Origin of the sequence: Amycolatopsis sp. cmx-11-12, from assembly GCF_046269425.1 — a bacterium.
Taxonomy (GTDB): domain Bacteria; phylum Actinomycetota; class Actinomycetes; order Mycobacteriales; family Pseudonocardiaceae; genus Amycolatopsis.
This window is the reverse complement of sequence record NZ_JADNQM010000061.1, coordinates 1-22,011: the sequence shown is the minus strand read 5'-3', so window position 1 is coordinate 22,011 and position 22,011 is coordinate 1. Positions and strand designations below refer to the sequence as shown.

General features: G+C 65.7%; 20 protein-coding genes and 2 pseudogenes. 13 read left to right on the top strand and 9 right to left on the bottom strand.

All coding sequences use genetic code 11. The features are described from left to right. Positions 1 to 14 precede the first annotated feature (14 nt). Both ACLARN_RS42150 and ACLARN_RS42145 read left to right on the top strand, forming a co-directional pair. Positions 15 to 443, top strand: a complete 429-nt coding sequence (locus ACLARN_RS42150) for a carboxymuconolactone decarboxylase family protein (protein ID WP_409497092.1) — start codon at positions 15 to 17, stop codon at positions 441 to 443. Then, the gene (locus ACLARN_RS42145) at positions 440 to 1,351 is read left to right on the top strand and encodes a phosphotriesterase (RefSeq protein ID WP_409497091.1); all 912 of its coding nucleotides are present in this window, start codon (positions 440 to 442) and stop codon (positions 1,349 to 1,351) included. The genes ACLARN_RS42150 and ACLARN_RS42145 overlap by 4 nt, the downstream gene beginning before the upstream one ends. A 504-nt stretch (positions 1,352 to 1,855) precedes the next feature. On the opposite strand, the gene ACLARN_RS42140 is transcribed toward ACLARN_RS42145, so the two are convergent. Continuing rightward, positions 1,856 to 2,890: a hypothetical protein gene (locus ACLARN_RS42140; RefSeq protein ID WP_409497090.1), complete on the bottom strand. Its 1,035-nt coding sequence runs from the start codon at positions 2,888 to 2,890 to the stop codon at positions 1,856 to 1,858. Positions 2,891 to 3,377: 487 nt separating this feature from the next. On the opposite strand from ACLARN_RS42140, the gene ACLARN_RS42135 reads away from it, so the two are divergent. The 4 genes from ACLARN_RS42135 (at position 3,378) to ACLARN_RS42120 (ending at position 7,853) form a co-directional block, all read left to right on the top strand. Next, positions 3,378 to 3,935 carry a hypothetical protein gene (locus ACLARN_RS42135; RefSeq protein WP_409497089.1) on the top strand — a complete coding sequence of 186 codons (558 nt, stop codon included), beginning with the start codon at positions 3,378 to 3,380 and terminating at the stop codon, positions 3,933 to 3,935. Positions 3,936 to 4,264: 329 nt separating this feature from the next. Next, positions 4,265 to 4,759 (top strand): (2Fe-2S)-binding protein, encoded by a 495-nt coding sequence (locus tag ACLARN_RS42130; protein WP_409497088.1) that lies wholly within the window; start codon positions 4,265 to 4,267, stop codon positions 4,757 to 4,759. Continuing rightward, entirely contained in the window at positions 4,756 to 5,745 is a 990-nt protein-coding gene (locus tag ACLARN_RS42125) for an FAD binding domain-containing protein (protein ID WP_409497087.1), read from the top strand. Before ACLARN_RS42130 ends, ACLARN_RS42125 begins: the two co-directional genes overlap by 4 nt. Further along, a complete protein-coding gene (locus ACLARN_RS42120; protein WP_409497086.1) occupies positions 5,742 to 7,853 on the top strand; it encodes a xanthine dehydrogenase family protein molybdopterin-binding subunit in 2,112 nt (703 codons plus the stop codon). The genes ACLARN_RS42125 and ACLARN_RS42120 overlap by 4 nt, the downstream gene beginning before the upstream one ends. 136 nt (positions 7,854 to 7,989) lie before the next feature. Here the strand turns inward: ACLARN_RS42120 and ACLARN_RS42115 are convergent, their stop codons facing one another. Together ACLARN_RS42115 and ACLARN_RS42110 are read right to left on the bottom strand one after the other, a co-directional pair. After that, on the bottom strand, positions 7,990 to 9,081 hold the full coding sequence (locus tag ACLARN_RS42115) for a winged helix DNA-binding domain-containing protein (protein WP_409497085.1): 1,092 nt from the start codon (positions 9,079 to 9,081) through the stop codon (positions 7,990 to 7,992). Between the two features lies 1 nt (position 9,082). Continuing rightward, on the bottom strand, positions 9,083 to 10,246 hold the full coding sequence (locus ACLARN_RS42110; protein WP_409497084.1) for an epoxide hydrolase family protein: 1,164 nt from the start codon (positions 10,244 to 10,246) through the stop codon (positions 9,083 to 9,085). Positions 10,247 to 10,308: 62 nt separating this feature from the next. Between ACLARN_RS42110 and ACLARN_RS42105 the strand changes: the two genes are divergently transcribed. Beyond that, positions 10,309 to 11,274, top strand: coding sequence for a helix-turn-helix transcriptional regulator (locus ACLARN_RS42105; RefSeq protein WP_409497083.1), 966 nt, complete (start codon positions 10,309 to 10,311; stop codon positions 11,272 to 11,274). A 73-nt stretch (positions 11,275 to 11,347) separates the two neighbouring features. Here ACLARN_RS42105 and ACLARN_RS42100 read toward each other — a convergent pair whose 3' ends face one another. Further along, the gene (locus ACLARN_RS42100; protein WP_409497082.1) at positions 11,348 to 12,655 is read right to left on the bottom strand and encodes an alpha/beta hydrolase family protein; all 1,308 of its coding nucleotides are present in this window, start codon (positions 12,653 to 12,655) and stop codon (positions 11,348 to 11,350) included. 1,284 nt (positions 12,656 to 13,939) lie between these two features. Between ACLARN_RS42100 and ACLARN_RS42095 the strand changes: the two genes are divergently transcribed. From ACLARN_RS42095 to ACLARN_RS42080, 4 genes and pseudogenes are all read left to right on the top strand, one after another. Continuing rightward, entirely contained in the window at positions 13,940 to 14,278 is a 339-nt protein-coding gene (locus ACLARN_RS42095) for a hypothetical protein (RefSeq protein WP_409497081.1), read from the top strand. A gap of 291 nt (positions 14,279 to 14,569) precedes the next feature. Continuing rightward, on the top strand, positions 14,570 to 14,953 hold the full coding sequence (locus ACLARN_RS42090; protein WP_409497104.1) for an ANTAR domain-containing protein: 384 nt from the start codon (positions 14,570 to 14,572) through the stop codon (positions 14,951 to 14,953). A gap of 46 nt (positions 14,954 to 14,999) precedes the next feature. Then, positions 15,000 to 15,360 (top strand): annotated as a pseudogene (locus tag ACLARN_RS42085) (IS110 family transposase); the annotation flags it as partial. A 446-nt stretch (positions 15,361 to 15,806) separates the two neighbouring features. Then, positions 15,807 to 16,610: a hypothetical protein gene (locus ACLARN_RS42080; protein ID WP_409497080.1), complete on the top strand. Its 804-nt coding sequence runs from the start codon at positions 15,807 to 15,809 to the stop codon at positions 16,608 to 16,610. Between the two features lie 367 nt (positions 16,611 to 16,977). On the opposite strand, the gene ACLARN_RS42075 is transcribed toward ACLARN_RS42080, so the two are convergent. Next, positions 16,978 to 17,673: a TetR/AcrR family transcriptional regulator gene (locus ACLARN_RS42075; protein ID WP_409497079.1), complete on the bottom strand. Its 696-nt coding sequence runs from the start codon at positions 17,671 to 17,673 to the stop codon at positions 16,978 to 16,980. A gap of 246 nt (positions 17,674 to 17,919) precedes the next feature. Between ACLARN_RS42075 and ACLARN_RS42070 the strand changes: the two genes are divergently transcribed. Beyond that, the gene (locus ACLARN_RS42070; RefSeq protein ID WP_409497078.1) at positions 17,920 to 18,252 is read left to right on the top strand and encodes a hypothetical protein; all 333 of its coding nucleotides are present in this window, start codon (positions 17,920 to 17,922) and stop codon (positions 18,250 to 18,252) included. A 160-nt stretch (positions 18,253 to 18,412) separates the two neighbouring features. Here the strand turns inward: ACLARN_RS42070 and ACLARN_RS42065 are convergent, their stop codons facing one another. The 4 genes from ACLARN_RS42065 to ACLARN_RS42050 form a co-directional block, all read right to left on the bottom strand. Next, positions 18,413 to 18,925, bottom strand: coding sequence for a glycoside hydrolase domain-containing protein (locus ACLARN_RS42065; RefSeq protein ID WP_409497077.1), 513 nt, complete (start codon positions 18,923 to 18,925; stop codon positions 18,413 to 18,415). Positions 18,926 to 19,226: 301 nt separating this feature from the next. Next, entirely contained in the window at positions 19,227 to 20,012 is a 786-nt protein-coding gene (locus ACLARN_RS42060; RefSeq protein ID WP_409497076.1) for a hypothetical protein, read from the bottom strand. 16 nt (positions 20,013 to 20,028) lie between these two features. After that, a complete protein-coding gene (locus ACLARN_RS42055) occupies positions 20,029 to 20,913 on the bottom strand; it encodes an oxygenase MpaB family protein (RefSeq protein WP_409497075.1) in 885 nt (294 codons plus the stop codon). 337 nt (positions 20,914 to 21,250) lie between these two features. Continuing rightward, the gene (locus ACLARN_RS42050; protein ID WP_409497074.1) at positions 21,251 to 21,403 is read right to left on the bottom strand and encodes a hypothetical protein; all 153 of its coding nucleotides are present in this window, start codon (positions 21,401 to 21,403) and stop codon (positions 21,251 to 21,253) included. Between the two features lie 139 nt (positions 21,404 to 21,542). Between ACLARN_RS42050 and ACLARN_RS42045 the strand changes: the two are divergent. Beyond that, positions 21,543 to 21,833, top strand: a pseudogene (locus ACLARN_RS42045) (hypothetical protein); the annotation flags it as partial. Positions 21,834 to 22,011: the final 178 nt, after the last annotated feature.

The following is a 22,011-nucleotide window of genomic DNA, read 5'->3' as shown; positions in this document are numbered from 1 at the left end:
TGACGAGGATGGCCATGGCGACGAACCAACCCCTGTCAAACCAGTTGATACCAGCACGCTTGGATCGCGATGAGGGTTACCGCCTGCTGGATCTCTTGCAGGACACCGCAACCCAGCAGGCAACCCTGCCGAGTCTCGAGGAACTCGCCCCGGGCTATGCCGACTGGATCGTCACCGCGCTATTTGACGGAACCTACCTCCGGGAAGGACTGTCCCTGCGTGACCGGCAACTCGTGAACCTCGCGGCCCTGACGACCCTCGGCGGCACTGATCCGCAATTGGCCGGCCACGTCAGGTCTTCCCTGCGAGTAGGCATGACCCGCAGAGAAGTCACCGAGGTGTTCGTGCACCTGGCTCCGTACATCGGAGTACCCAAGGCGTCGGCCGGGCTACGCATCGCTGCCGCCGCCCTCGCCGAAGCAGAGCCGGACAACGTGCGTTGACCGCGACGATCCGGACCGTACTCGGAGACGTCACGCCCGAGGAGTTCGGCGTCTGCGACTCCCACGATCACCTGTTCATCCGGACCCCGATGTTGCCCGGCAAGAAACTGGACGATGCCGCGGCCGCTCTTGCCGAGTTGAACGCCTTCACCGAAGCAGGCGGGAACGCGGTCGTGCAATGGACGCCATGGGGTATGGGCGCACGCCCCGAAGATCTGCGCAGGCTGTCGCAGCGAACCTGTGTTCACATCGTCTCGGCCACGGGAATGCACCAGGCGAAGCACTATGACCAAGGCGAACTGCGCCGCGTCTACGATCAGTTGGCAGGCCTCTTCATCCACGAGTTGACCGGAGCCAGGACGAGAGCGGGCATGGTCAAAGTCGCGGGCGCCTTCCATCACGTCGACGACCACGCCCGACATGTCATCGCGGCTGCCGCCGAGGCTCACCACGCCACCGACGCGCCCATCGGCGTCCATCTTGAGGGCGGAACGGCCGCGCTGGACGTACTCGACCTGCTGTGCGATACGCATCGAGTCCCCGCGCACAGGGTGATTCTCGGGCATTTGCACCGATTCCCGGACACACGAATCCACCGACAAGTCGCCGAAGCCGGAGCTTTCCTGGCATTCGATGGACCGTCTCGTGCGCATCACGGCACCGACTGGCTTTTACTGAGCAGCCTCGGCGCCCTCATCGACGCAGGTCACGCCGAGCGCGTCCTGCTCGGCGGCGACACGACCACGCCGACGGCCAGGTCCAGCGCCGACGGGCCAGGCATGCCTTTCCTGCTCAGAAGCCTTCGACCTCGAATCGAGCGCGAACTAGGGCACGACGTAGCATCGATGATCTTCATCGAAAACCCGTCTCGCGCGTTCGCGGTGAACTGGCGCAAGGACTCCGCGTGACACACCTTGATCGCACGAGTTGCCGCTAGTCCGGCTCGAGCGGCGAACTCGCCATTGTCCACGTCGGACACTCCGGCCCTCATGGTTCATCCAAACGTAGTCGCCGGATTCGCCGCACTGCAGTGGATCGGGCTAAAGAAGCTGAAAGCCTGAACTGCGGCCGTGACGGCCAGCGCCAGGCCACCGGGGTCACCATCAGGCTTTTCTGCCGAGGCATCAGGCCGTTGACGTCGATGTTGAAGAGCGGGACCAAAACCGGTGTCGCGAGGTTCCACAATCATCGCCAGAAAGACCTCCCGCCGCTCATTCCCACTTCGGGGCGAGCACGCGGGCGTCGACCTCGTTGCCGGGAACAGCACCGATCTGTGCTGTCTGAGAGGAGGAACGGCAGCGGCAAACTTGGTCGGCGGAGCCAACTTCGGCGCGGATTCGCAGTGGACTCACCCGTGCGCCGACACTAGGTCGACCACGCTTTCCAGGGGCCAGGCGATCTCATGAACAGCATCAAGAGATGAGAGTAAGGGACATGGTGTTACCGTCCGCGCTCAGGAGCAGATTGGCGTTGCCGGATGCAAGATCACAACCCTGGAAAGGCGGCACTCGGTAGGTTCCGCTCAAAACCCCGCCATGTTCGAGCGAGAACCCACGCCCGGTGAGATCCGCTGAGGCCACACTCCGGCAAGCCTTGCTGGCCCGCAGCGTCGGTACACCGAAAACCGAGAGTCGAGTCAAGTTGAGCGCGAGCGGCACCGTGGCCGAGATATCCGTCCCACGCGTGGCCCCCGTAACGTGACCAGATGAGGTCAGCCTGAGGACAGCACTGGCCGGGATCAAGTTTAAGAACCGGAATGAAACAGACCGGGTAGTGTCGAGAGCCAAGGCGGCGGTGAACGTGCTGGTCGCACGGTCTCCCACCATCGCGAGGGTTCCGTCACCGAGATCCGTATCGTTGGTGGCGTTCGCCAGGTGTGTGACTGCTCGCGTGCTGAAATCCTTGTGGTGCGCCGAGGGCAGGACTTCGACGCGGCTCCACTCTTGGAACCAAGGTCGCGTCTGGCACAGTCCGGTCAAGGTGCCGTAGGCAGTGGTCGTACCGTCCGCTTTGCGGGGAGTGATGGTGACGCCGAACGAAGACGCATACATCAGGCCGGTGCGGCTACCCGCATCGGCGAACGACATCGGAGGAAGAGTACCTGCGCCGGAGGTAGTCGTTACCACATCACCGGAGAGCGGAATCCCTGTCGTCGACCAGTGAGGCGAAGTGGCGGGGTCCGGTAGGCTCGCGCCGTAGTATGCCACGCCGATCGTCACGTCGATGTCCAGCGATGCGGCACCGGCCGAAACGAGCGCAGCGCGCAGCGGCATCCCCTCGGACAAGTCGAGTGAAGTACTACCCGTTCCCCTGTACGAGATGCGCTCGGTCGGCACCCCTGCGACCGCCTCGGTCGGAGCATCGATCGTGATGGTGAAGCCTTGGGCGTAGGCGATCTCACCTAGATTCGGAACATCCAAGTGGCAGCTTTGACTGTCTTCCTTCATCAGCGGCTCAGTTCCTGATGACGCGTTCGCGGCGCCTGGAAGAACTAAGCCCCCCAACACCGCAGCCGCTACGGAAAGCAGTAAAGCGACTCGAGGCTTGCCCGGTCTCGCCATGGATGACTCCAATGTCCCGTTACCCTGGGCAACGAATCTATGACTGTAGTACATGTCAGGGCAAGCCTCGGGAGAGTTTAGCTCACGCCGCCACGTGGCCCGTGCCGTAGATTTGTTCCGCTCGTACACGTTGTGCCATCAATCGCGATATACAATTAGATATCAGTACTCACGTCGGACACATGACAGCGGATCAGCCACCCTCTTCTCACACCTTGTCGCACGACTGGTGACGGTCGGAATATCAAACACCTCGTCGCGCGAAGGTGCACCGCCGTCCGGAGCGCGAAAGTATCCGTATAGCCGCTAGTTCACGTCGGCGCGGACCACGTGCCCATTTCCTCGCCACTTCCTATTACCGTCGGAGTACACCGTGACTGACTTCGCACGCCTCCGCCCTGGTTGGCTCGCCCTGGCCGGCCTTTGCGTCGTGTTCGCCGCCTTCGAGACCGTCAAGCACCGCGGCTGGGTCGTCCCCGCCGTCGCGGTGGGTGCCGCCCTGCCGTTCGCACCGGTCACGGTACTGCGCCACTGGGCACCACCCACTGCGGTGCTGGTCACGTTCACGATCTTGCCGGGCGCCAACACTCAGGCCGCGCCCGGCTTCACGCTCGGCTGGCCTGGCTGGCGCACGTCGCGGTCCAGCGCGGGACACGATCGCGCACCGACTCGTAGCCGATGGTCGCCGGCCGCGAAGCCGATTGCACAGCCGGAGTCGGCTGCGGCGAACGAATATGTGGCAATGCTCGTTGCCCTGCCTTTGAGGCTGCGACACGATCGCACCTCGGCCGCCTCGGCCGGCCAGCTCACGCCTGGGGCCAGCATCCTTGGCGGTATACCCAAAGCGGCATCGATCACAAGAAAAGGCGCATCATGTGATCGTTGCGCATTCGCATCTTGCCCGGCCAAGATCGAAGTAAATAGAGAGTAGCCTGCCTTGTCAAGACGCTGATATCTCGAGCGAGCAACTCTGACGGATTCAGCAACTCGTTCGCGTGGAAAGTCGCCAGTGAAACACATCGGTCGAACATGAAGCTCTCATTGCCGGCGCCGCCGTCTATAGAGGGCAGCAGGCGATCCACCTCTCCGGTCTACCCGGTGTCTCATAGCGACTCGACGGCCTGCCACGCACCGTTTCCATGTCGTCGACGTCGGGAAATCGGCTTCCTGTGAGAAACATCGGCTCTGGCTGGAGGCAGACGCTCGATCATTCCCGGACCCCCCTTGTACGCGCCCATCCCACCACAAGGAGCAAAGCATATGACCGGTATCCATGAACAGCCTCTGTCGGTGGTCGTCAATGGCACCCCTGCGACCGCCACAGTGGACACCAGGTCGACTCTGGTCGACGCGCTCCGCGACCAACTAGGCCTGACCGGCACCAAGAGAGGTTGCGACCGTGGAGAATGTGGTGCCTGCACCGTTCTTGTCGACGGTCGCCGCGTGCTGTCGTGCACGATGCTGGCCCTGGCCGCGGACGGACGAGAGGTCACCACGATCGAGGGCCTTGCCGGTGCCGACGGTGCCCTTCATCCGGTGCAGCAGATGTTCCTCAAGAAGGACGCCTTCCAGTGCGGCTTTTGCACTCCAGGTCAGGTGATGTCGGCCGTGGGATGTATCAGAGAAGGCCATACTTCCTCGGCAGACGAGATCAAGGAGTGGATGAGCGGCAACATCTGCCGTTGTGCCGCGTATGTCCAGATCGTCGATGCCGTCTCCGGTGCCGCTTCCGCGATGGAGGCCGAAAGCCGATGAAACCCTTCGAGTATGTACGCGCCTCATCCGTCGACGACGCTCTCGCACGCCTGCGCATTCCCGGCACTCAGTTGATCGCCGGCGGAACAGAACTCGTGAATTGGTTGAAGGAAGGAATCGAATCCCCTCGGTTGATCGTCGACATCACAGATCTGTGGCTGGACGGCATCGAGACCGGGGAGGAAGGGCTGCGCCTCGGCGCGCTCGCGACGATGAGCGACGTCCAGTCGGATCCCGTCGTCAACCGTGACTATCCGGCCATCGCGCAATCACTGCTGCGTTCCGCTTCGGCGCAACTTCGGAACATGGCGACCATCGGGGGGAACCTGATGCAGCGCACCCGGTGCCCCTACTTCCGCGCGGATGTCACGCTGCCGTGCAACAAAGTGGTCCCGGAGTCCGGATGCGCCGCTTTGGAGGGCGGGACGACCACCTCCCATGTCATCTTCGGCGGCAGCGACCGCTGTGTGGCCACCCACCCTTCGGACCTGGCGGTCGCGTTGGCCGCACTCGACGCGTCGGTCGTGGCCCGCAGCGAGCAGGGCACTCGCCGGATTCCGGTCACCGACTTCCACCGGTTACCGGCCGACCAGCCGGAATATCACACCGAACTGCGGCCTGACGAGTTGATCGTGGCGGTGGAGGTGCCGGTCGCGCCCCGTCGCCAGAGATCACACTACGTGAAGGTCCGAGAACGGGCATCGTACGAATTCGCTGTGGTCTCGGCCGCTGCGGTCGTCGTCACCGACGGCGCCATCATCAGGGATGTCAGCATCGCGATCGGCGGAGTCGCACCTCGCCCGTGGCGTCTGCGGAGTGCCGAATCGGCACTGCGCGGGCTGCACCTCGACGACACCGCAGGGTTGCGGGCCGCGATCGCCGAATCGTTCGCCGACGCGAGGCCGTTGCAGGACAACCGATTCAAGGTCGAACTCGCACAGCGGACGGCGGTTCGGGCGCTGCAGACGGCAGGAGCGGAAGCATGAGAACCACAGAAAAGGGCGTACTCCGTCCCGACGGACCGGCGAAGCTCACCGGATCGGCGCTGTACGTGGCCGACAAGCCCCATCAGGAAGCGCTAGTGGCGGCACTCGTACTGTCGACGGTCGCCCGTGGACGGCTGGCCGGCCTAGACACCTCGGTCGCGGAAACCGCACCAGGCGTCCACCGGGTCCTCGGCTACGAAGACCTTCCGCGGCTGAACCCCCTGCCTTCGCCTCCGCTGGGGCACACCGTACTACCGATGCAGGGTCCGATCGTTCACTACGAGGGACAGCCGATCGCCGTCGTCCTGGCCGGTACCTGGCACCAGGCCAGGTACGCGGCAAGCCTTGTCCGCGTTCATTATGATTCCGTCGAGCGGCCGATTTCCTTCTGGGAAGCGGAGGCCATCCCGGCGGCAGGGCCTTCCATGCTGCGCGCGGACGCGGACGTCGCCACCGGAGACGTCGAGGCCGGCATCGCGCGGGCCGACGCGGTTATCGACGAGGTCTACACGACGTCGGACCGGCACGCCAACCCCATCGAGCCTCACGGGACCGTGGCCTGGTGGGAGGGCGGACAACTCGTCGTCCACACCACGACCCAAGGCATCGCCTTGACACAACAGACCCTGGCAGGACTCTTCGGCATGCCACCGGAAGACGTCCGCGTCGACTCACGCTACGTCGGTGGTGGCTTCGGGTCCAAGGCCTACGTCTGGCCGCATATTCCCCTGGCCGTCGCGGCGGCGAAGGCATGCGACCGCCCGGTCCGTCTGGTGCTCACCCGGGCGGAGATGTACACACTGTGCGGTCACCAACCGGCGACGTGGCAGCGAGTCCGCCTCGGCTCGACAAGCGAGGGCCGGTTGACCGCGCTGGAACACATCGGCTCGCACGCGACCAGCCGGGCGGTGGACTACCACGTCGAGAACATGACACAGGCCGCTGTAGCGCTTTACGCCAGTCCCGCGATCGCTCTTCACGCCCGCGTCCAGCAGGTCGACCGGCCTGCGCCGACACCCATGCGCTCCCCCAACGAGGCCGTGGGGATGTTCGCCGTCGAGTCCGCGATGGACGAGCTCGCTCACCGGCTCGACCTGGACCCGGTCGAGTTGCGGTTGCGCAATGAGCCGTCCGCCGACCCCATGACCGGCAAGCCCTTCTCTTCTCGCACGCTCGAGGCGTGCATCCGTGAGGGAGCACGCCGGTTCGGATGGTCACCCCGGCCACCGATCGCTTCTCTCCGGGAGGGGAACGACCTCATCGGATGGGGCATGTCAGCCTGTGCGATGGAGGTCCACCGCGGGCCCGCATCGGCGCGGATCCGTGCCGATGCCAACGGCCGGATCGTGGTGGAGACCGGTCTGGAGGAGATCGGGACCGGGCTGCCTGCCATGGTCCAGGCAGTCGCCGCCGAGGTGCTGGATCTCGTACCGGAGGACATCCGGGTCCACCACGGGGACAGCACGTTGCCGGCCCATGTCGGTGGATTCGGGTCGATGTCGACGATGGGCATCGGGTCGGCTGTGCACATCGCGGCTTCGGAGCTCCGCGAGAAGCTCGAGGCGGCGGGCGGTTTCGAAGGGCTCCGGCAGGCCGGAATCACCGAACTCACCGCGGAAGGAGCCTGGGCTCCGGAGCCGACGGCGTCGGCGACAGGTGCATCACGTGACTTTTCGACCCACGTTTACGGTGCCGTGTTCGTCGAGGTTCGGGTGGACGCGGAACTGGGCTTCGTGCGGCTGAACCGCTGTGTGGGCGTATACGGTGCCGGACGGATCATCAACCCGCTGGCCGCGCGCAGTCAGCTCACCGGTGGGATCATCTGGGGCTACGGCCACGCGCTGCTCGAGCGATCGGTTCTCGAAAACGAACGGGGAAGGTTCCTGTCCAAGAACCTTGCGGGCTACGTCGTACCGGTCAACGCGGACATCGGGGACATCGACGTGTCCTTCATCGAGGACGACGATCGCCGCACGAGCGCACTGGGGGCCAAGGGCATCGGGGAGATCGGGGCCAACGGGGTCGCACCCGCCATCGCCAACGCAGTTTTCCACGCCACCGGGCGTCGTGTCCGTGATCTCCCGATCCAGATCCACGATCTGCTCTGACGAAGAGCCTCGGGTGGGCGCCGACAAGCGTCCACGCCGACAGGCACGCATACCTCGGGAGCGGCCGCTCCTAGTGCGGTCCAGTCTGTCAAGGAAATCCAATCGGTGTTGGGGGACACCTTCGGTCATCTGTGGACTATCCGCTGAACCGGACGTCGTGAACGGCGCCGGGAGCGGCGAACTCCAGTAGCCGCAGCGCTTCGGCTTCGATGGCCGCTCGGTCAGCGGCGGAGATCGAGCGCAGCGGCACGACCGTGAGCACACCTGTGCGGTCCTTTGTCCAGGTCGCCGCCACCGTGCCGTCGACGAGCACGGTGGCCGCGACCGCCGCGCCCTGGCAGACCTGACGCCGGATCGGCTCGGTCATCACGCGCGTGCGGTCGGCGTGGGCGAGCAGGGTCGCGTCGAACTCCGCGAGGAGCCGGACGGGCGCGGGCAGATCCAGCGGAGGGATCTCTTGGTCCGGCAGGTCGAACAGCTCGCGCCCCGCTTCGTCGGTGTATGTGCGCAGTTCCGGCCGCAGCTGCTCGAAGATCTCACGCAGTCCGCTCACCCCCGACCAGGTCCGGGCGTCGGCGACGGTGGCCGGACCGAACGCGGCGAGGTAACGCCGGATCAGCTCGCGCACGTCGTCGGCGGTAGCGGCTTCGGGTACACCGGGAAAGACGGCGAACGGGGTCGCGCCGCGTTTGCCCCACGTTCCGCTCGGGGCGGGGTGCACCAGCGCGAGCAGGTACTGCACGGTCCAGCCGAGCGCCTGCGCGTCGGCACCCGGCCGGGTCCGCGCGAGCGCCCGCCCCAGCTCGGGCCGGGTGAGGATGCCGTTGCCGTCGAGCAGCTCGGCCGCGTCGGCGACCAGTTCGCCGAGGTCGACGCCGGTGGTGCGGCCGCCGAAGGCGTTGCGTTGCACCCGCCGCAACAGCGGCGCCAGCACCGGCCGGACCAGCCGGAAGTCGGCCGCCGACATCAGGTGCTGGGTGGCCCGCATCATCGTGGACCGAACAAGGACACCGCGCTCGATGGCTACGGTGAGGTCCTGGACGGCGAATCGTTCGAGCCGGTTCCAGAGCGCGAAGTACGCGAGATCCGCATCCTGCGCATTCAGTCCGAAGAGGTGTTCGGTCGCCTCGGCCACTCCGAGATCGACACGGCCGAGAAGAAGTTGCCTGCCGAGAAGGGCGCGGTTGAGCGCCCGCGGGCTCAGCACCGCGGTCCCGCGGGCGCCCATCTCAGCGCACCTTCCGGAAGAACACGCGGACGTCGTCGACCAGCGCGGCGGGCGCCTCCATGGCGAGGAAGTGCCCGCCGTGGCCGAGTTCGGTCCAGTGCACGACGTGGTGGTCGCGCTCGGCCCAACGACGGACTGTCACGTCGTGCGCGGACACGAGCACACCGGTGGGCACGGTCGGCGCGACCGCGGCGCCCCAGTCACCGGATTCGCCGCCGCTCCAGTCGTTCGCCGAAATCTCCTCGTAGTAGATCTGGGCGGCCGAACCGGCGGTACCGGTGAACCAGTACAACGAGATCGTGGCGAGCATGCGGTCGCGATCCACGCATTCCTCGGGCAGCGCGTCTTCGGGCATGGTCAGTTCCTTGAACTTCTCCACGATCCACGCGAGCTGACCGGCGGGCGAGTCGTGCAGGGCGTAGGCCACCGTCTGCGGACGCTTGGAGTTGCACTGCAGGTAGCCGTCGTTGAAGTTCTGCATCGACTCCCAGCGGCGCTGGTCGGCCTCGGGGAGGTCGTCCAGTTCGCCCTCGGCGCCGATCGGGAACGTGATCATCGCGTTGAGGTGCACACCGAGCACGTGTCCCGGATCCTGCTTGCCGATCTCCGGCGCGACCCACGAACCCGTGTCGTAGCCGTGCACGCCGTACCGCTCGTAGCCGAGCGCGGCCATCAGCCGGGTGAACAGGCCTGCCATCTTCGCGGCGCTCATCCCCGGGCCGGCCAGCGGCGTGGAGAACCCGAACCCAGGCAAGGACGGGATCACCAGGTGAAAGGCGTCGGCCGGGTCTCCCCCGTGCGCCCGCGGGTCCGAAAGGGGCCCGATCACATCGAGGAAGTCGGTCACCCCGCCCGGCCACCCGTGCAGCAGGATCAGCGGCGTGGCGTCCCGCTCCGGCGAGCGCACGTGGAGGAAGTGCAGGCGCTGACCGTCGATGGTGGTGACGAACTGCGGGTGCGCGTTGAGCGCGGCCTCCTGCGCCCGCCAGTCGAAACCGGTGCGCCAGTACTCGGCGAGTCCGGCGAGGTAACCGGCGGGCACACCCCGGCTCCAGCCGACGTCCGGCAGTTCGCTCGGCCAGCGAGTGGCGGCCAGGCGCGTGGCGAGGTCGTCGAGGTCGGCCTGCGGGATGTCGATCGAGAAAGGGTGGATGTCCTGTGTCATGAGAACCACGTTAGAAACCGGTTAGGACGACTTCGGTCCTAACCGGACGGCAGAATGAAACCATGCTGGAAACCTCCGCACGACTGCTGAAGCTCCTGTCGCTGCTGCAGACCCACCGCGACTGGCCGGGTACCGACCTGGCCGAACGCCTCGGCGTCACCACGCGGACCGTGCGACGGGACGTCGAGCGCCTGCGGGAACTCGGCTACCCGGTGCACGCGCTCCAAGGCACGCCCGGCTACCGGCTCGGTGCGGGCGCGTCCCTGCCACCGCTTCTGCTCGACGACGACGAAGCCGTCGCGGTGGCCGTCGGACTGCGCACCGCCACCGGCAGTTCGGTCACCGGCATCGAGGAGACCGCGTTGCGCGCGCTCACCAAGCTGGAGCAGGTGCTGCCGTCGCGGCTCCGGCGTCGGGTGAACACACTCCAGACCGCGACCGTGCGCGCCGGGGTGGCGCCCGGCCCGAAGATCTCGGCGGACACACTGATGACCATCGCGAACGCGTGCCGCCGCCACGAACGCCTGCGCTTCGACTACCTCAGCCCGCGCGGCGGCGCCTCCCGGCGGCACGCCGAGCCCCACCGCCTGGTCAACTTCGGCAGACACTGGTACCTCGTCGCCTTCGACGTCGACCGCGACGACTGGCGCACCTTCCGTGTCGATCGCCTCACCCCGCGGCCACCCGCCGGCGCCCGGTTCACGCCCCGCGAGCCCCCGTTCGACGACGTCGCGGCCTATCTGGCGCAGCAGCTTTCCGCGCGCACCTGGCCGTACCAGGCGACGGTCGAACTGCACGAATCGGCCGCCGCGGTGGCCGACCGGGTGTGGCCGGGGATGGGCGCCGTCGAGGCCGTCGACGAGTACCGCTGTCTCCTGCACCTCGGCGCTCCGACGACAGCCGACCTGGTGTGGATGATCACGTCGGTGCAGACCGATTTCACCTTGGTCAGCGGACCGCCGGAACTCGAAGGCGCGCTCCGGCAACAGGCGGAACGATGCCTACGCGCGATCGAGGCTCGACCTTGACCCGGCATTCAAGGGTCGGAACCTGTCATGGTCGCCCTCCTGCCGGTGCCGGTGGCCAGTGGTCGGCCGTTACTCACTCGTGGCTGGCAAAGAACTCAAGCACCAGCGGATAAGCACGTTTCGCGGACGTGTTGTGGTCCACCTCGCCGAGATCAACTATGGGCGCTCTGACGCCGCGGCTTCGAAAAGCCTCCTGGCACTGGAGGGAATTCCCGATGGGGACCAGTTCGTCGCCACCCGTGCCGGCGAACAGCCGGACAGGGACATGGGGCCGCCAACCGGCACACGCCCCGTCGCTGGCTCGCGCTGCCCGCAGCATGGGACCGGCGGGCCGCCGCAACTGCTCGACAGCCCAGTCGGTGAGCAACTCCGTCGGTGCGTCCGGCAGCTTGGCGGCGATGTCCTGGCCTGAGTGCCTGCCATCGAAGAGAGCTTCCATGACCTCGTCATAGGGCGCCCGGAACGCGCGAGAAGGCTCTCCGTAGATGTCGTACAAACGGTTCATGGCGACCATGTAGTAGGCAGTCGAGATCGTGGCGAGCTTGGGCACGATCGTTCCGTTCAACGCACCGGGGAACTGCGTGCCGAACAGGTCATAGACGCCGCTGACACCGGCGATCGCCCGTACCGAGAAGCGTGGATCCGCACCGGCCTGCAAAGCACGGCCAAGTGCTAACGCGGCCGGGCCGCCCTGCGAGAACCCGCTGATGAAAACTCTGCGGTCCATAGGCCGGCTCAACCGGCGAGTAAAGGTGTCCGCTGCATGGAGCATGTCTACCGACGCACTGGTTTCGGTTGGCAGATCGAGGTAAGGGTGTTCTCCCTGGCCGGTGCCCAGCCCCAAGTAGTCGGGTGCGACAGTGACGTAACCGGCCGCCGCGAAGGTGATCGGTGCGAGTCTGTTGCTGTCCGAGTTCACCGAACCGGCCTCCGCCTTGGCAGCGATCGTTCCGTGCTGGAAAACGACCGTCCCGTAGCGATCCCGACCACCGCGAGGCAGGGCCACAGCACCACTGGCGATGATCGGCCGTCCGTCCGGGCCGCGGGTTCGGTACTCGAGCCGGTAGGCGTCGACGCCGTAGCGCACCGACGCGGTATCGATGGCGTGCCCCGCGAGCAGATCCGTCACTCGTACAGGTGTCAGGGTCGTGATGGGGACGGCTGAAAGCAGTTCGCCTCTCCCCGCAGCGCCAGCGTGTGCGGGAACACCTGCCATCGCGACCAAGCCGACGAGGCAACTGGAAAGCGTGAGGGCCAAGGTGGATTTTCTCATGGATAGACCATAAAAGTCCGGCGCCATCCGATCGATACGGTTCACCACCGCGACGACGGTGGGGCTGGCCGGATGAAAAGACCGCATCAATGCCGACAAAATCGGCATCAACAGACGTACGGCTCTTGGCTGCACAACACTGCAGTATGGAGTACACGGGAAGCCCGTCAGCCAAGGCAAAGCTCCCGACCCGCATTAGAAATAATGCGCCCAACTCGCCGAGAAGCTTGATCAAGTTCCAGTGAATCTAAAGGGAAGTGAGCAATCGATAGAATTTACGAAATCAGGCCAACCGTGAACCACGGGGTGTCAACCATCGGCAGCTTGCTGGACAGCATTCCCGCTCCTCCCCATCCAGCCACACCGGCCATCATAGGGCAATTGAAGCATTCCACCCCCAAGGAGAGTGAACAATGCGATACCTTCGAGTAGCATTAGCAACATTAGGGGGATCATTATCACTGATCGCCATCGCTCCCCCGGCATCGGCCTCTCCGCAGAGCATTGCGACTGAGAGATACTTCAACCGCGAAGTCTGCATGGAAGTGGACAGCAGGAGTGGGGGCTACTACAGCGTGCGCGCCGCCTTCCGGTCGTACATGTCCGACGGCCCACATTGGGGCTACTTCCACCTCTGGGGGCCTGCCTGGTCAAGTACAGCCCATCCCAGGAACAACCTGCCTATCAGTGGACCGAGTGGTTCTCAGCGCACGGAGTGGGTGACGTATGCGTCGAGGGCTGGTCCTTCATCGACGGCAATAGAGATCGATCGGACTCCTCTGCGGGCCGACCGACACTCGACACGAGGCCGCAGTCGCCAATGCGGTGAAGGCGGCTGACACCTCCGCCCTCACGCCAAGAAATAGTTGGCGCGCTGATCACGCGACAGGAAGCGCCATGGCGACCAGCGGCCAACCAGGAATGCCCTCGATACCACTCAGGCGAACAACACGACCACTCGACGAGAGTGAGCGGCAACCATAGTGCCCCGATCGGGCGTTCGATGTGTCCGCCCGATCGGGGCCGACCATGAACGACGATTCGCTCCATGCCCAGATCCACCCCACCGCACCCGTGCGATCACACCGGCACCTACTCTTCCACCACCGTGGTATCCGAGCACGTCAGACCCAAGCAATGGACTCGCCCGGGTTTGATGAGCTCACACGCGGCAGGTAACGCATTACCGGTGTCGACGGCCGGAGCTTGGGCCGTTCGGACATCGCAACCCGCCTGCAGGATGGCCGGCACCGCCCGATTGACGATCATCCGGTGAGGGCACAGGAAATCCTATCTCGCCGATGCAACTTCGGAGGGCGACCGCAACGTCTTCCGGGCATGAGACGAACACAGTCCGCCAGCCTTGCCATGCGGCTAATTCTGTTCGGGGTCGTGATCGTGGCCTTGATCTCCTCGTGTGGTTCTCCTGGCTTGGGTGATCGGTTCACGCTTCGCCTCGGAAGTTGGGTCACGATCGAGGGTGAAGGCTTTCGCCTCGCCTACGAATCGGTGCGGGACGAGCGATGCCCACGAGATGGCCAGTGTGCCCAGGCGGGACGCGCGATCGTGACGATGTCCTACGTGAAGCCGCCGGAGAACACAAGGGGGACATTCATGATGGACGCCGTCGCTCCGCGGCCCACAGTCATCGAGGGGTACCGGATCGACGTCTTGGACCTTTCACCCAACGGGGATTTCCTGACCATGCTCCTCAATCGGAATGTGAGCTGACACCAAGACGCTCTCATCAACCTTCTCGGCTACGAAGCGAGCCGGTGGGCGTAGTCCTGCATGAGTGGTTACGGAGAGCCGTCGCTTTCAGGCGACCACGCATGTCGTCGCCCTGTTGCCCGTCCGGCAGGCGGGAATCACCATCCTCGACAGGTACAGCCAGGTCGACTATCCGACCGCCTGCTTGAGGAGGGCCGACTTCGCCTCGATCAGGCCGTGACGGCGCGGCCTGCCGCGCCGGCCCGCTTCACACCGCGGGCACTACGGGCGGGCATCACGAGCGTCGCCGCCGTGATCGGACAAGCCAAAGGCCTCCTCGCGGCACGCTGCCGTATCACCGTCGACGAAGCCTTTCGCCGTCTCCACCGCAACAACCAGCACAACCTCGGTGTCCTCGCCGCCCACATCGCCCAAGAGAGCATCCCGGACCACTTCGACCGCTCCGTGATGGAATCGGGACGCAAGAACCACGACGCACTCAGCCGAGGCACCTTGACCGTTCCGATCCTGGGAATCTCCAGTTCGCACGGCTCGATCCCGGACATGGCCGTTTCCCTGAGTCCCTGGGCGGCCGACACACGCGGAGTCGTCATCCCCGATGCCGGGCACTTCATCCCCGACGAGCAACCCGGCGCGGTCGTCGAGGCAGTCACCGCGTTCATCGGTCACCGATGACCGACGCTTTCACCGTGCGCCCGGTCGATGTGGGCGCCGGCCGAGCCTGGCCGGCAAGTCCACCCGGATCCGCAACCGGATCCGCGGTCTGCTCACCGGCGTTCACCCTGCCCTCGAATACGCCCTCCGCCCCAAGGTCGGCCACTCGGCAGTGCTGGAGACTCTCTCGCGTTGCGGCGGCCCGGCAGCGACCGCCAAGGCCGGGCGCCGCAAGCTGACCGCCATCGCCAGGGCCCACCCGCCCCGCATGGGCGAGCAACTGGCCGAGGCGATCAAGACCGCTCTGGCCAAGCAAACCGTCACCATCCCCGGTACCGCCGCCCGAGGACACGGTCTTGCCGCGACCGGCCGGCAGCCTCAAAACCGTCCTCCAGCGGCGGAAACAGGCCGAGGGGACACTAGATGCGTTCTCCTATGGCCGATAACAACGTTGTCACTCCAGTGGTCGTCCGGCGAGCCAGGGTTTGGTGACCGGCGGCCGGTGAATCCGTCTGAGCATCCCCGGCGATTCCAGACGCGGCAAGAGTCAAAATTTCGGAAGGCTACCGCGCCGACTTCGAAGCGACTTCAAGCCGGCAAACCTGCAATAGTCTTCGCGTTTGCCGGTGTGTCGTCCCGAAAATCGAGTGATGGATGCTCACGGTCCACTCTGGACGCAGTGACCCGTGCTGGGTAGCATCGGGCTTCTTCGCCCTGGGGTATATGAATCGCGGAGGCTGGCATGGTGTCGCGTAGCTACCCGGCCGATCTCCGAATCGGACTGGGGACTCTTCAGCGGACCGGGCCGTTCCACGCCGTCTTGCGGGCCGCCATCCAAGAACGTGGCCTGACCTTGGACAGGTTGTGTGCCCGGTTGGCCGAGCGCGGCATCCGGATCGCATTGTCCAGCCTGAGCGATTGGCAACATGGGCGCACCCGGCCGGGTCGAGCCTCTTCGTTGCGCGCCGTTGAGGTGCTCGAAGAGATTCTCGAGATACCACGAGGGGCGTTGCTCAAGCATCTCGATGTCGCCGCGGGCCGGGTGCTGCCTGCTTCCCGGCAGGGCATCGACGATCGCACCGGTCCGGTCGGTGAGCTTCTCGGCCGGCTGTCCGGCTCCCGTGACTGGAATCTTGAGCTTCTCAGCGAGGAACACAGCGTGACCGTGGACGCGCAACGGCGGCCGTCCCGCAATCGGTCCACATGCCTGGTGCGGGCCCGCCGGGATCAGGTGGACCGTCATGTGGTCGCGTACTTCGGGGACGCCGGGTGTGACATCGAGCAGGTGGACGTACAAGCGGTGCGCAACTGCCGGGTCGGCCGGGTTCACCGTCATCCTGAGGGACGCGTACTGGTGGTGGAGTGGCTGTTCGATCAAGCCTTGCGTGCGGGCGAGACGTGGTTGTACGCGCGGGAATTCATCGATCGCACCATGCCGGCCGGGACCGAGGTCGCGCATGCGTTCCGTCACGCTCAGGCGAACCACGTGCTCGAGGTGCGGTTCCAGCCGTCCATGCTGCCGGCCGACTGCTACGCCTACGTCCGGGCGGACCTGAACGAGGACTACCACCGGTTGACCGACCTGACGTTGAACAGCCACCACGCGGTGCATGTGGTCGCCCATGGCCGGGATTCCGGGGTTCTCGGCATCGCCTGGACATGGCCTGGATCAGCCTAGGGCAGCCGGACGTGCGTGGCCTGCCGATCATCGTGCTCGGCTTGGCCGACTCCGTCGTCCCGGCCGAGTCGGGCGTCCCGTTGCACGGACTTTCCAGTGCCCGAAGGCATTGCATCGTTCCGACGGCTCAGCGCAGCCAGGACCGAGGCAGAATGCCTCGGTGGTGCGCAAGCTCTGAAATGCCGCACCGGTTTCTCCAGAGCTACAGTATCTTGATTCGTTGCCGACACAGACCGTGCCCAAGGCGAAGCGAGGGTGGCAGCTCAGTGCACGGTTCGAGCCGTAATCGAACTATGAATGGCCCATCGGCAGAACGGAGACGAAGTTTCCACACGGAGTGCCGGTCGTCGGCATAGAACGGTGCCGTTCAGAACTCTTCAGTGGGGTCGGGCTTCTCGCCGAAGAGCGCCATGATGGTCGCGACGAAGCCCGGGATCAGATCAGGGATGGCTTTGGCACCCTTGGTGTAGAGGCAGTGGCGAATGCGGTCCGACATGCCGCCGACCAGGATGTCGAAGCTCTCGCCCGGCAACGCGGGTCTGCCCGGGTCCTCTCGGCGCACCACCCGGTTGTAGGTGATGCGGTACAACTCGGCGATCTGGCCGATCGCCTGGTGGTACAACGCGGCCACCTCGGGGCCCGCGGCCAGGCACTCGATCTGCATCGTCCAGGTCACCTTCGGCGCGGCAGCCATGGCTCGCAGATACCTGTCCATCGTGGCCGCGATACCAGCCCGCCAGTCGGTGTGGGGGAGTTCGCTCAGCGGCCGGGTGATCGAGCCCAGTGCCAGTTCGGCGGCTGTGTGGAAGGCGCCGATGAAGCAGTCTTGTTTGGTGGGGAACTGCCGATAGAACGCCTGCCGGGACACCCCGGCGCGTTCCACGATGTCGCCGATCGTGACCGCCGCGTACCCCTTCTCGGCCGCGACCTGGAGGAACGCGACCACGATGCGATTGCGCTGGGACTTCTCGACCTCGTCACGCGTGAGCCGGTGCCGACTCGGCAAGCCTTGCCCGATGGAGGCGAAGGCCTCCATACCGGACAACGTCGGATGTTCACTCACCAACGCATCCTATCGACCACATCACCTCTCGTTCACAATCCACCGAAAGACGGGAACGAGCGACCCAGGGTCACCAATCGCCGGACGCCGTGACCTGGGCGGTCAGCCCAGTCCGATCGCGAAGACGTGGAGGTTCGCGTTGTTCGGCAGCGTGACCGAGGCGAGGGGTTTGCCCGCGGGCACTTCGAACGGTGTCGTCGCGTAGACCGACGCCCCGCCATCTCGCGGGTTGCGGTGGTGCAGTCGGTGAAGGTGGCCGTCGCGCGATGGTCTCCGTTGGCCGCCGCGCCGACGAACAGCAGCCGCGTCGTGGCGCTGCCCCGCAAGTCGATCACCTGCCCGGCGGGCACTACGTTGTCCGGCGGGCGCGGCAGGCCAGACGAACGACGTATCAGAAACCTGCGCCGTCCGGCCGCCGACGAGTCCCGTGGCCGCCAGCGCCTGCCGCGAATAGCTGTTTCCGGCGGCGTCAAGTTCGCCGCACCGGTGTCGCCGTCGTCGGAGACGCCGACGTTGCCGCACGCGGCGGTGAGGCTGCTTCTCGGCGTGACCCGCACGGTCACCGGGACCTCGTGGTAGCCCTCGGCGGTCCCGGGGCCGGCGACGACCGACAGCTTCGCGGTCCCGCCACCAGTGCGGCCGTCGAGTTTGAGCCACCGCGGACCGGACACGGTGAGCCCGGTGGGCGGGTTCGCGACGACACCGAGGACGTGGTCGTAGTCACCGAGCCGCTGCGCGCTCACCGTGACCTCGCCCGTGCCGCCTGGCGCCACGACGACCTGGCTGGTGACCGATGCCAGGAGCGGGCGTTCACCGTCGCGATAGGACGGTGGCGCGGTGATGGCGGTCCACGCCGGTCAGACTGCACGGAGAGGGTGAACTCCAGCTGTGCGCCCTCGCGCACGGTGCTCTGCGGCAGGTACGCGCGGTTCCAGTACTGGCCGTTCAGCCGCAGGCCGTGCACGTACTGCGTGTCGGCCGACGCCTTCGGCGCGCGGATGTCGATCGTGCGCCCGTTCGGCAGAGCCGGCACCGCGCGTTCGAACAGCGGGCTGTGCACGACCAGGTCCGGTGTCCCCGGCGTGGTCGGGTAGATGCCGAGCGCGGCCAAGACGTACCAGGACGACTGCGCGCCGAGGTCGTCGTTGCCGGGCTCGCCGTCCGGGGTGGCTTTGAACAGCGTCGTGGCGATCTCACGGACGACCTGCTGGGTCTTCCACGGCTGGCCGATGTGGTTGCACAGCCATGGCACGCCGAAGTCGTTGTCGAGGTCGCCGAAGCGACGGCAGGCACCCCGATCACCTCAAGCGACCACAGCCGCCACCAACCTGTGCCGCATCGTGCCTCCTAAGGGCCATCGATCGACATTTCTCTCCTTAGGGACTTTCCATTGCCGCCGCCCCGCGGTCAACACTTTGACAAAGACCTGACCGGTTCAGTACGCAGGTTCTCGGTTTGAGCGGGCACTCACCGACTGATCGTCCACTCGGGACAGGACTGGACCCTGGCGGGGCGGACTTCGCACTACCCCGCCAGGGTTGACGAGCGGTGGGTTATTCCGAGCAGCTCTCCCAGTTTGCCGGGTTCGCCGACGTGTTGATGTTGCGGTATTGGTAGCGCGAGCTTTCGTCTTCGAACGTCCACCAATTCCCGACCGGCGAGTACCATCGGCCGTCTTCGAACTTGACGGACTGCCTGACCATCTTGGTCGGCCTGTCGCACGGGATCTTCGGTTCGACGCGGTTGCTGTCGGCGAAGGTCTCGATGTCATGGGCGTACATCTCGACCGTGCTGCGTTTGTCCGAGGTGAGGTAGCGTCGGCCTTTGCCGTCGCGCAGGTCGACGTAGAGGCAGATCTGGCTGCCGGAGTAGCAGTACTCATAGATGAAGGTCAGCTGCTTGCCGACAGGGAGGTGCGAGAACCCGCGGCAGATGCTGCCCGTCGACCAGGTCTGCGAGCAGTCCGGGTTGTTCTCTAGACCGTTGTCGTCACCGTAGAAGTAGACGGCCCAGCCGACGTCGTTGTTGTAGTAGATCCCGGACTCGAGGTTGTAGTACCACTGCCCGACCACGCCTTGAGCGTCATTGCCGTTGGTGACCGCGGGCACCTGCCAGGTGACCTGCCAACCGCGGGTGGCGCCGATGTCGCGATTGTACCGGCTGTTGAGCAGATAGAGGCCTTCGACACCAGAGGTCCCGGCCGGGGCCGAGGACACGGCCGCGTTCGCGGGCACCGACACCGACACCGCGAGCAGTGTCGCGGCGACGAGGGCGAACAGCGAACGGAGACGCGTTCTCGTGGAGAGAATCGTTCTGCGTCGTTGCAGGGAAGAGTGCATCGGATGCTCCACAGTGTCATAACCCGGACAGGCCGGTGGAGACGTTCCGTGCCGGTCGGCTACGGAGGACGGAAAGGCGAAAGGACGTTCGTCCGCAGACGAGCATCCGTCGACGTTCCGCCTCACCGCAAGAGCCGAAATTTCGGATTTCCATCGCGCGGTCACCCCGCCGACCTGACAGTTGAGCGAGTGCGCTCATCTCGTGCGTGTGCCCAGGATGGGCTCGGACTCGATCAGGCCGATGTCGCTGGCTTCCCGATGATCGGTGAACACGCGCTGGTGTTGCCGGGCGCGCAGGTCGAGGTGGGCCTCGGCGGGGTTTGGCGTAGCCGTAGCGCTCACGGGCTTCGGCGGGGCTGAGCGTCTCCGGCGTCGCGGGCGGAATGTCGAACAGTACGGGCGCCACGACGGGCAGGGTCGAGGGCGACAGCAGGTGCAGTGCGCCGAGCTGGAGCCAGCGGCTGGCCCGGCTCAGGCGGAAGGAGATCCGCATGACCGGCACGATCAGCGTGTCCATCAGATGGCTCTGATGGATGCCCGCCATCTCGCGCATCCAGCGCGGCATGGACGCGACGGTCGCGACTCGCAGGGCGGTGGTCGCGACCAGCGTCGCCGGCCAGTACACCGGGGGAATCGGCGGCAGCATCACTTCGGCGTGCAGCAGATGGTCCATTGTGGACCGGGCGACTGCGGAACCGACCAGCTGGGGACGCACCCGCTCGAAATACTCACGTACACCCTCGCGGTCACGGGGCACGTCGGCGGGATCACAAGTCTGCAGTTCGGCCGCGATGGCGCAGTCGGCCCAGTAGCGGGCCTCCTCCTCCCGGCTGAGCCTGCCGGGTCCGTACTTCTCGTAAGCGTAGAGGATCGAATGCCAGGCGGTCAGGTGAATCCACAACTGCGAGGCGGGATCGTTGGCGTCGTAGGGCTCGCCACTGCCCGGCTGTCGGACAACGGCTGCCGAGTCGGCATGGGTGCCTTACCGACGAGGTCGCGGGGTCCAGCGCACCCGAATTCTGTTCGGTTTCATGGAGGTCGCCGCGGAAAAGGTACTGAGCGGTCACGGGGCGGGCGACGTCACTTCGCTGTTCATGACGCCGTGCGGTCGCACCGGCTACGTCGTCACCCCGACAGCGCTGAGAGCGGTGGATGCACCTGGCTCGACATCGCCGAGATAGACCTCTCCGCGCTGACCCGGCAATGCTGGACCGCCGCATCAGCGACCTCGAGACCTCCTAGCTGGAGAGCCCGTGGGTGCGGTTGGCCTCGGCGATGCGCCTCGCGTGGTAGCGGACGCTGACGTCGACCGTGCGGGCATCGGACGGGAGCGCGGCGCCCTGCCGGTTCATCCGCTCCCTCGTGGCGTCGCGCAAGTCGGTGTGCACCAAGGCAAACAGCTCGTTTGCGGTGTGCGCGCACCCGAGGGCGCGGTTCCAACAGGTACCTCACGAACCAAATGCCCCGTGAGCTGCAGATCTCCGCGATAGCCGTGATCGAGCGGCACCGCCGCAAGGCTCGGTGACCGCCATGAGCAACCCGAACGGAGCAGTCTCCTCCGGGGCGTGGCGCGATACCGCTCTGGCCGTGCAGTGCGGTTGCGCTGCCCTGGTCGCACTCGGCGCCGCCTACGCCTCCTACCGCCACGGACGAGACTTCGCCCTCCAATTCGAAGCCGACCACACCACCGCCGCCATCTGGCTACTCATCGTCGACAGCCTCCTCCTGATCGTCACCGTCGCAGCCTGCCCTCTCCTGGCCCTGCTCCTCGCCGTCGAACTCCTCAACCGCGCACTCAAACGACATCGATCCGCAGCCACCGAGCAAGCGTGGATTCTAAGAAACCCAGGCCATCGGCTTGAAATTGCACCTCTCGCCTAGTACTCCAGTCGTAGTTCGTGATGGTCATGGTTCGTGGGTTGTTTGTCGCTGGTAGTGGCTTTGCTGGGCGCGGTATTGGTGGCGTCTGCGCCAGCTTGAGCAGCGGATCCGGTGCGCG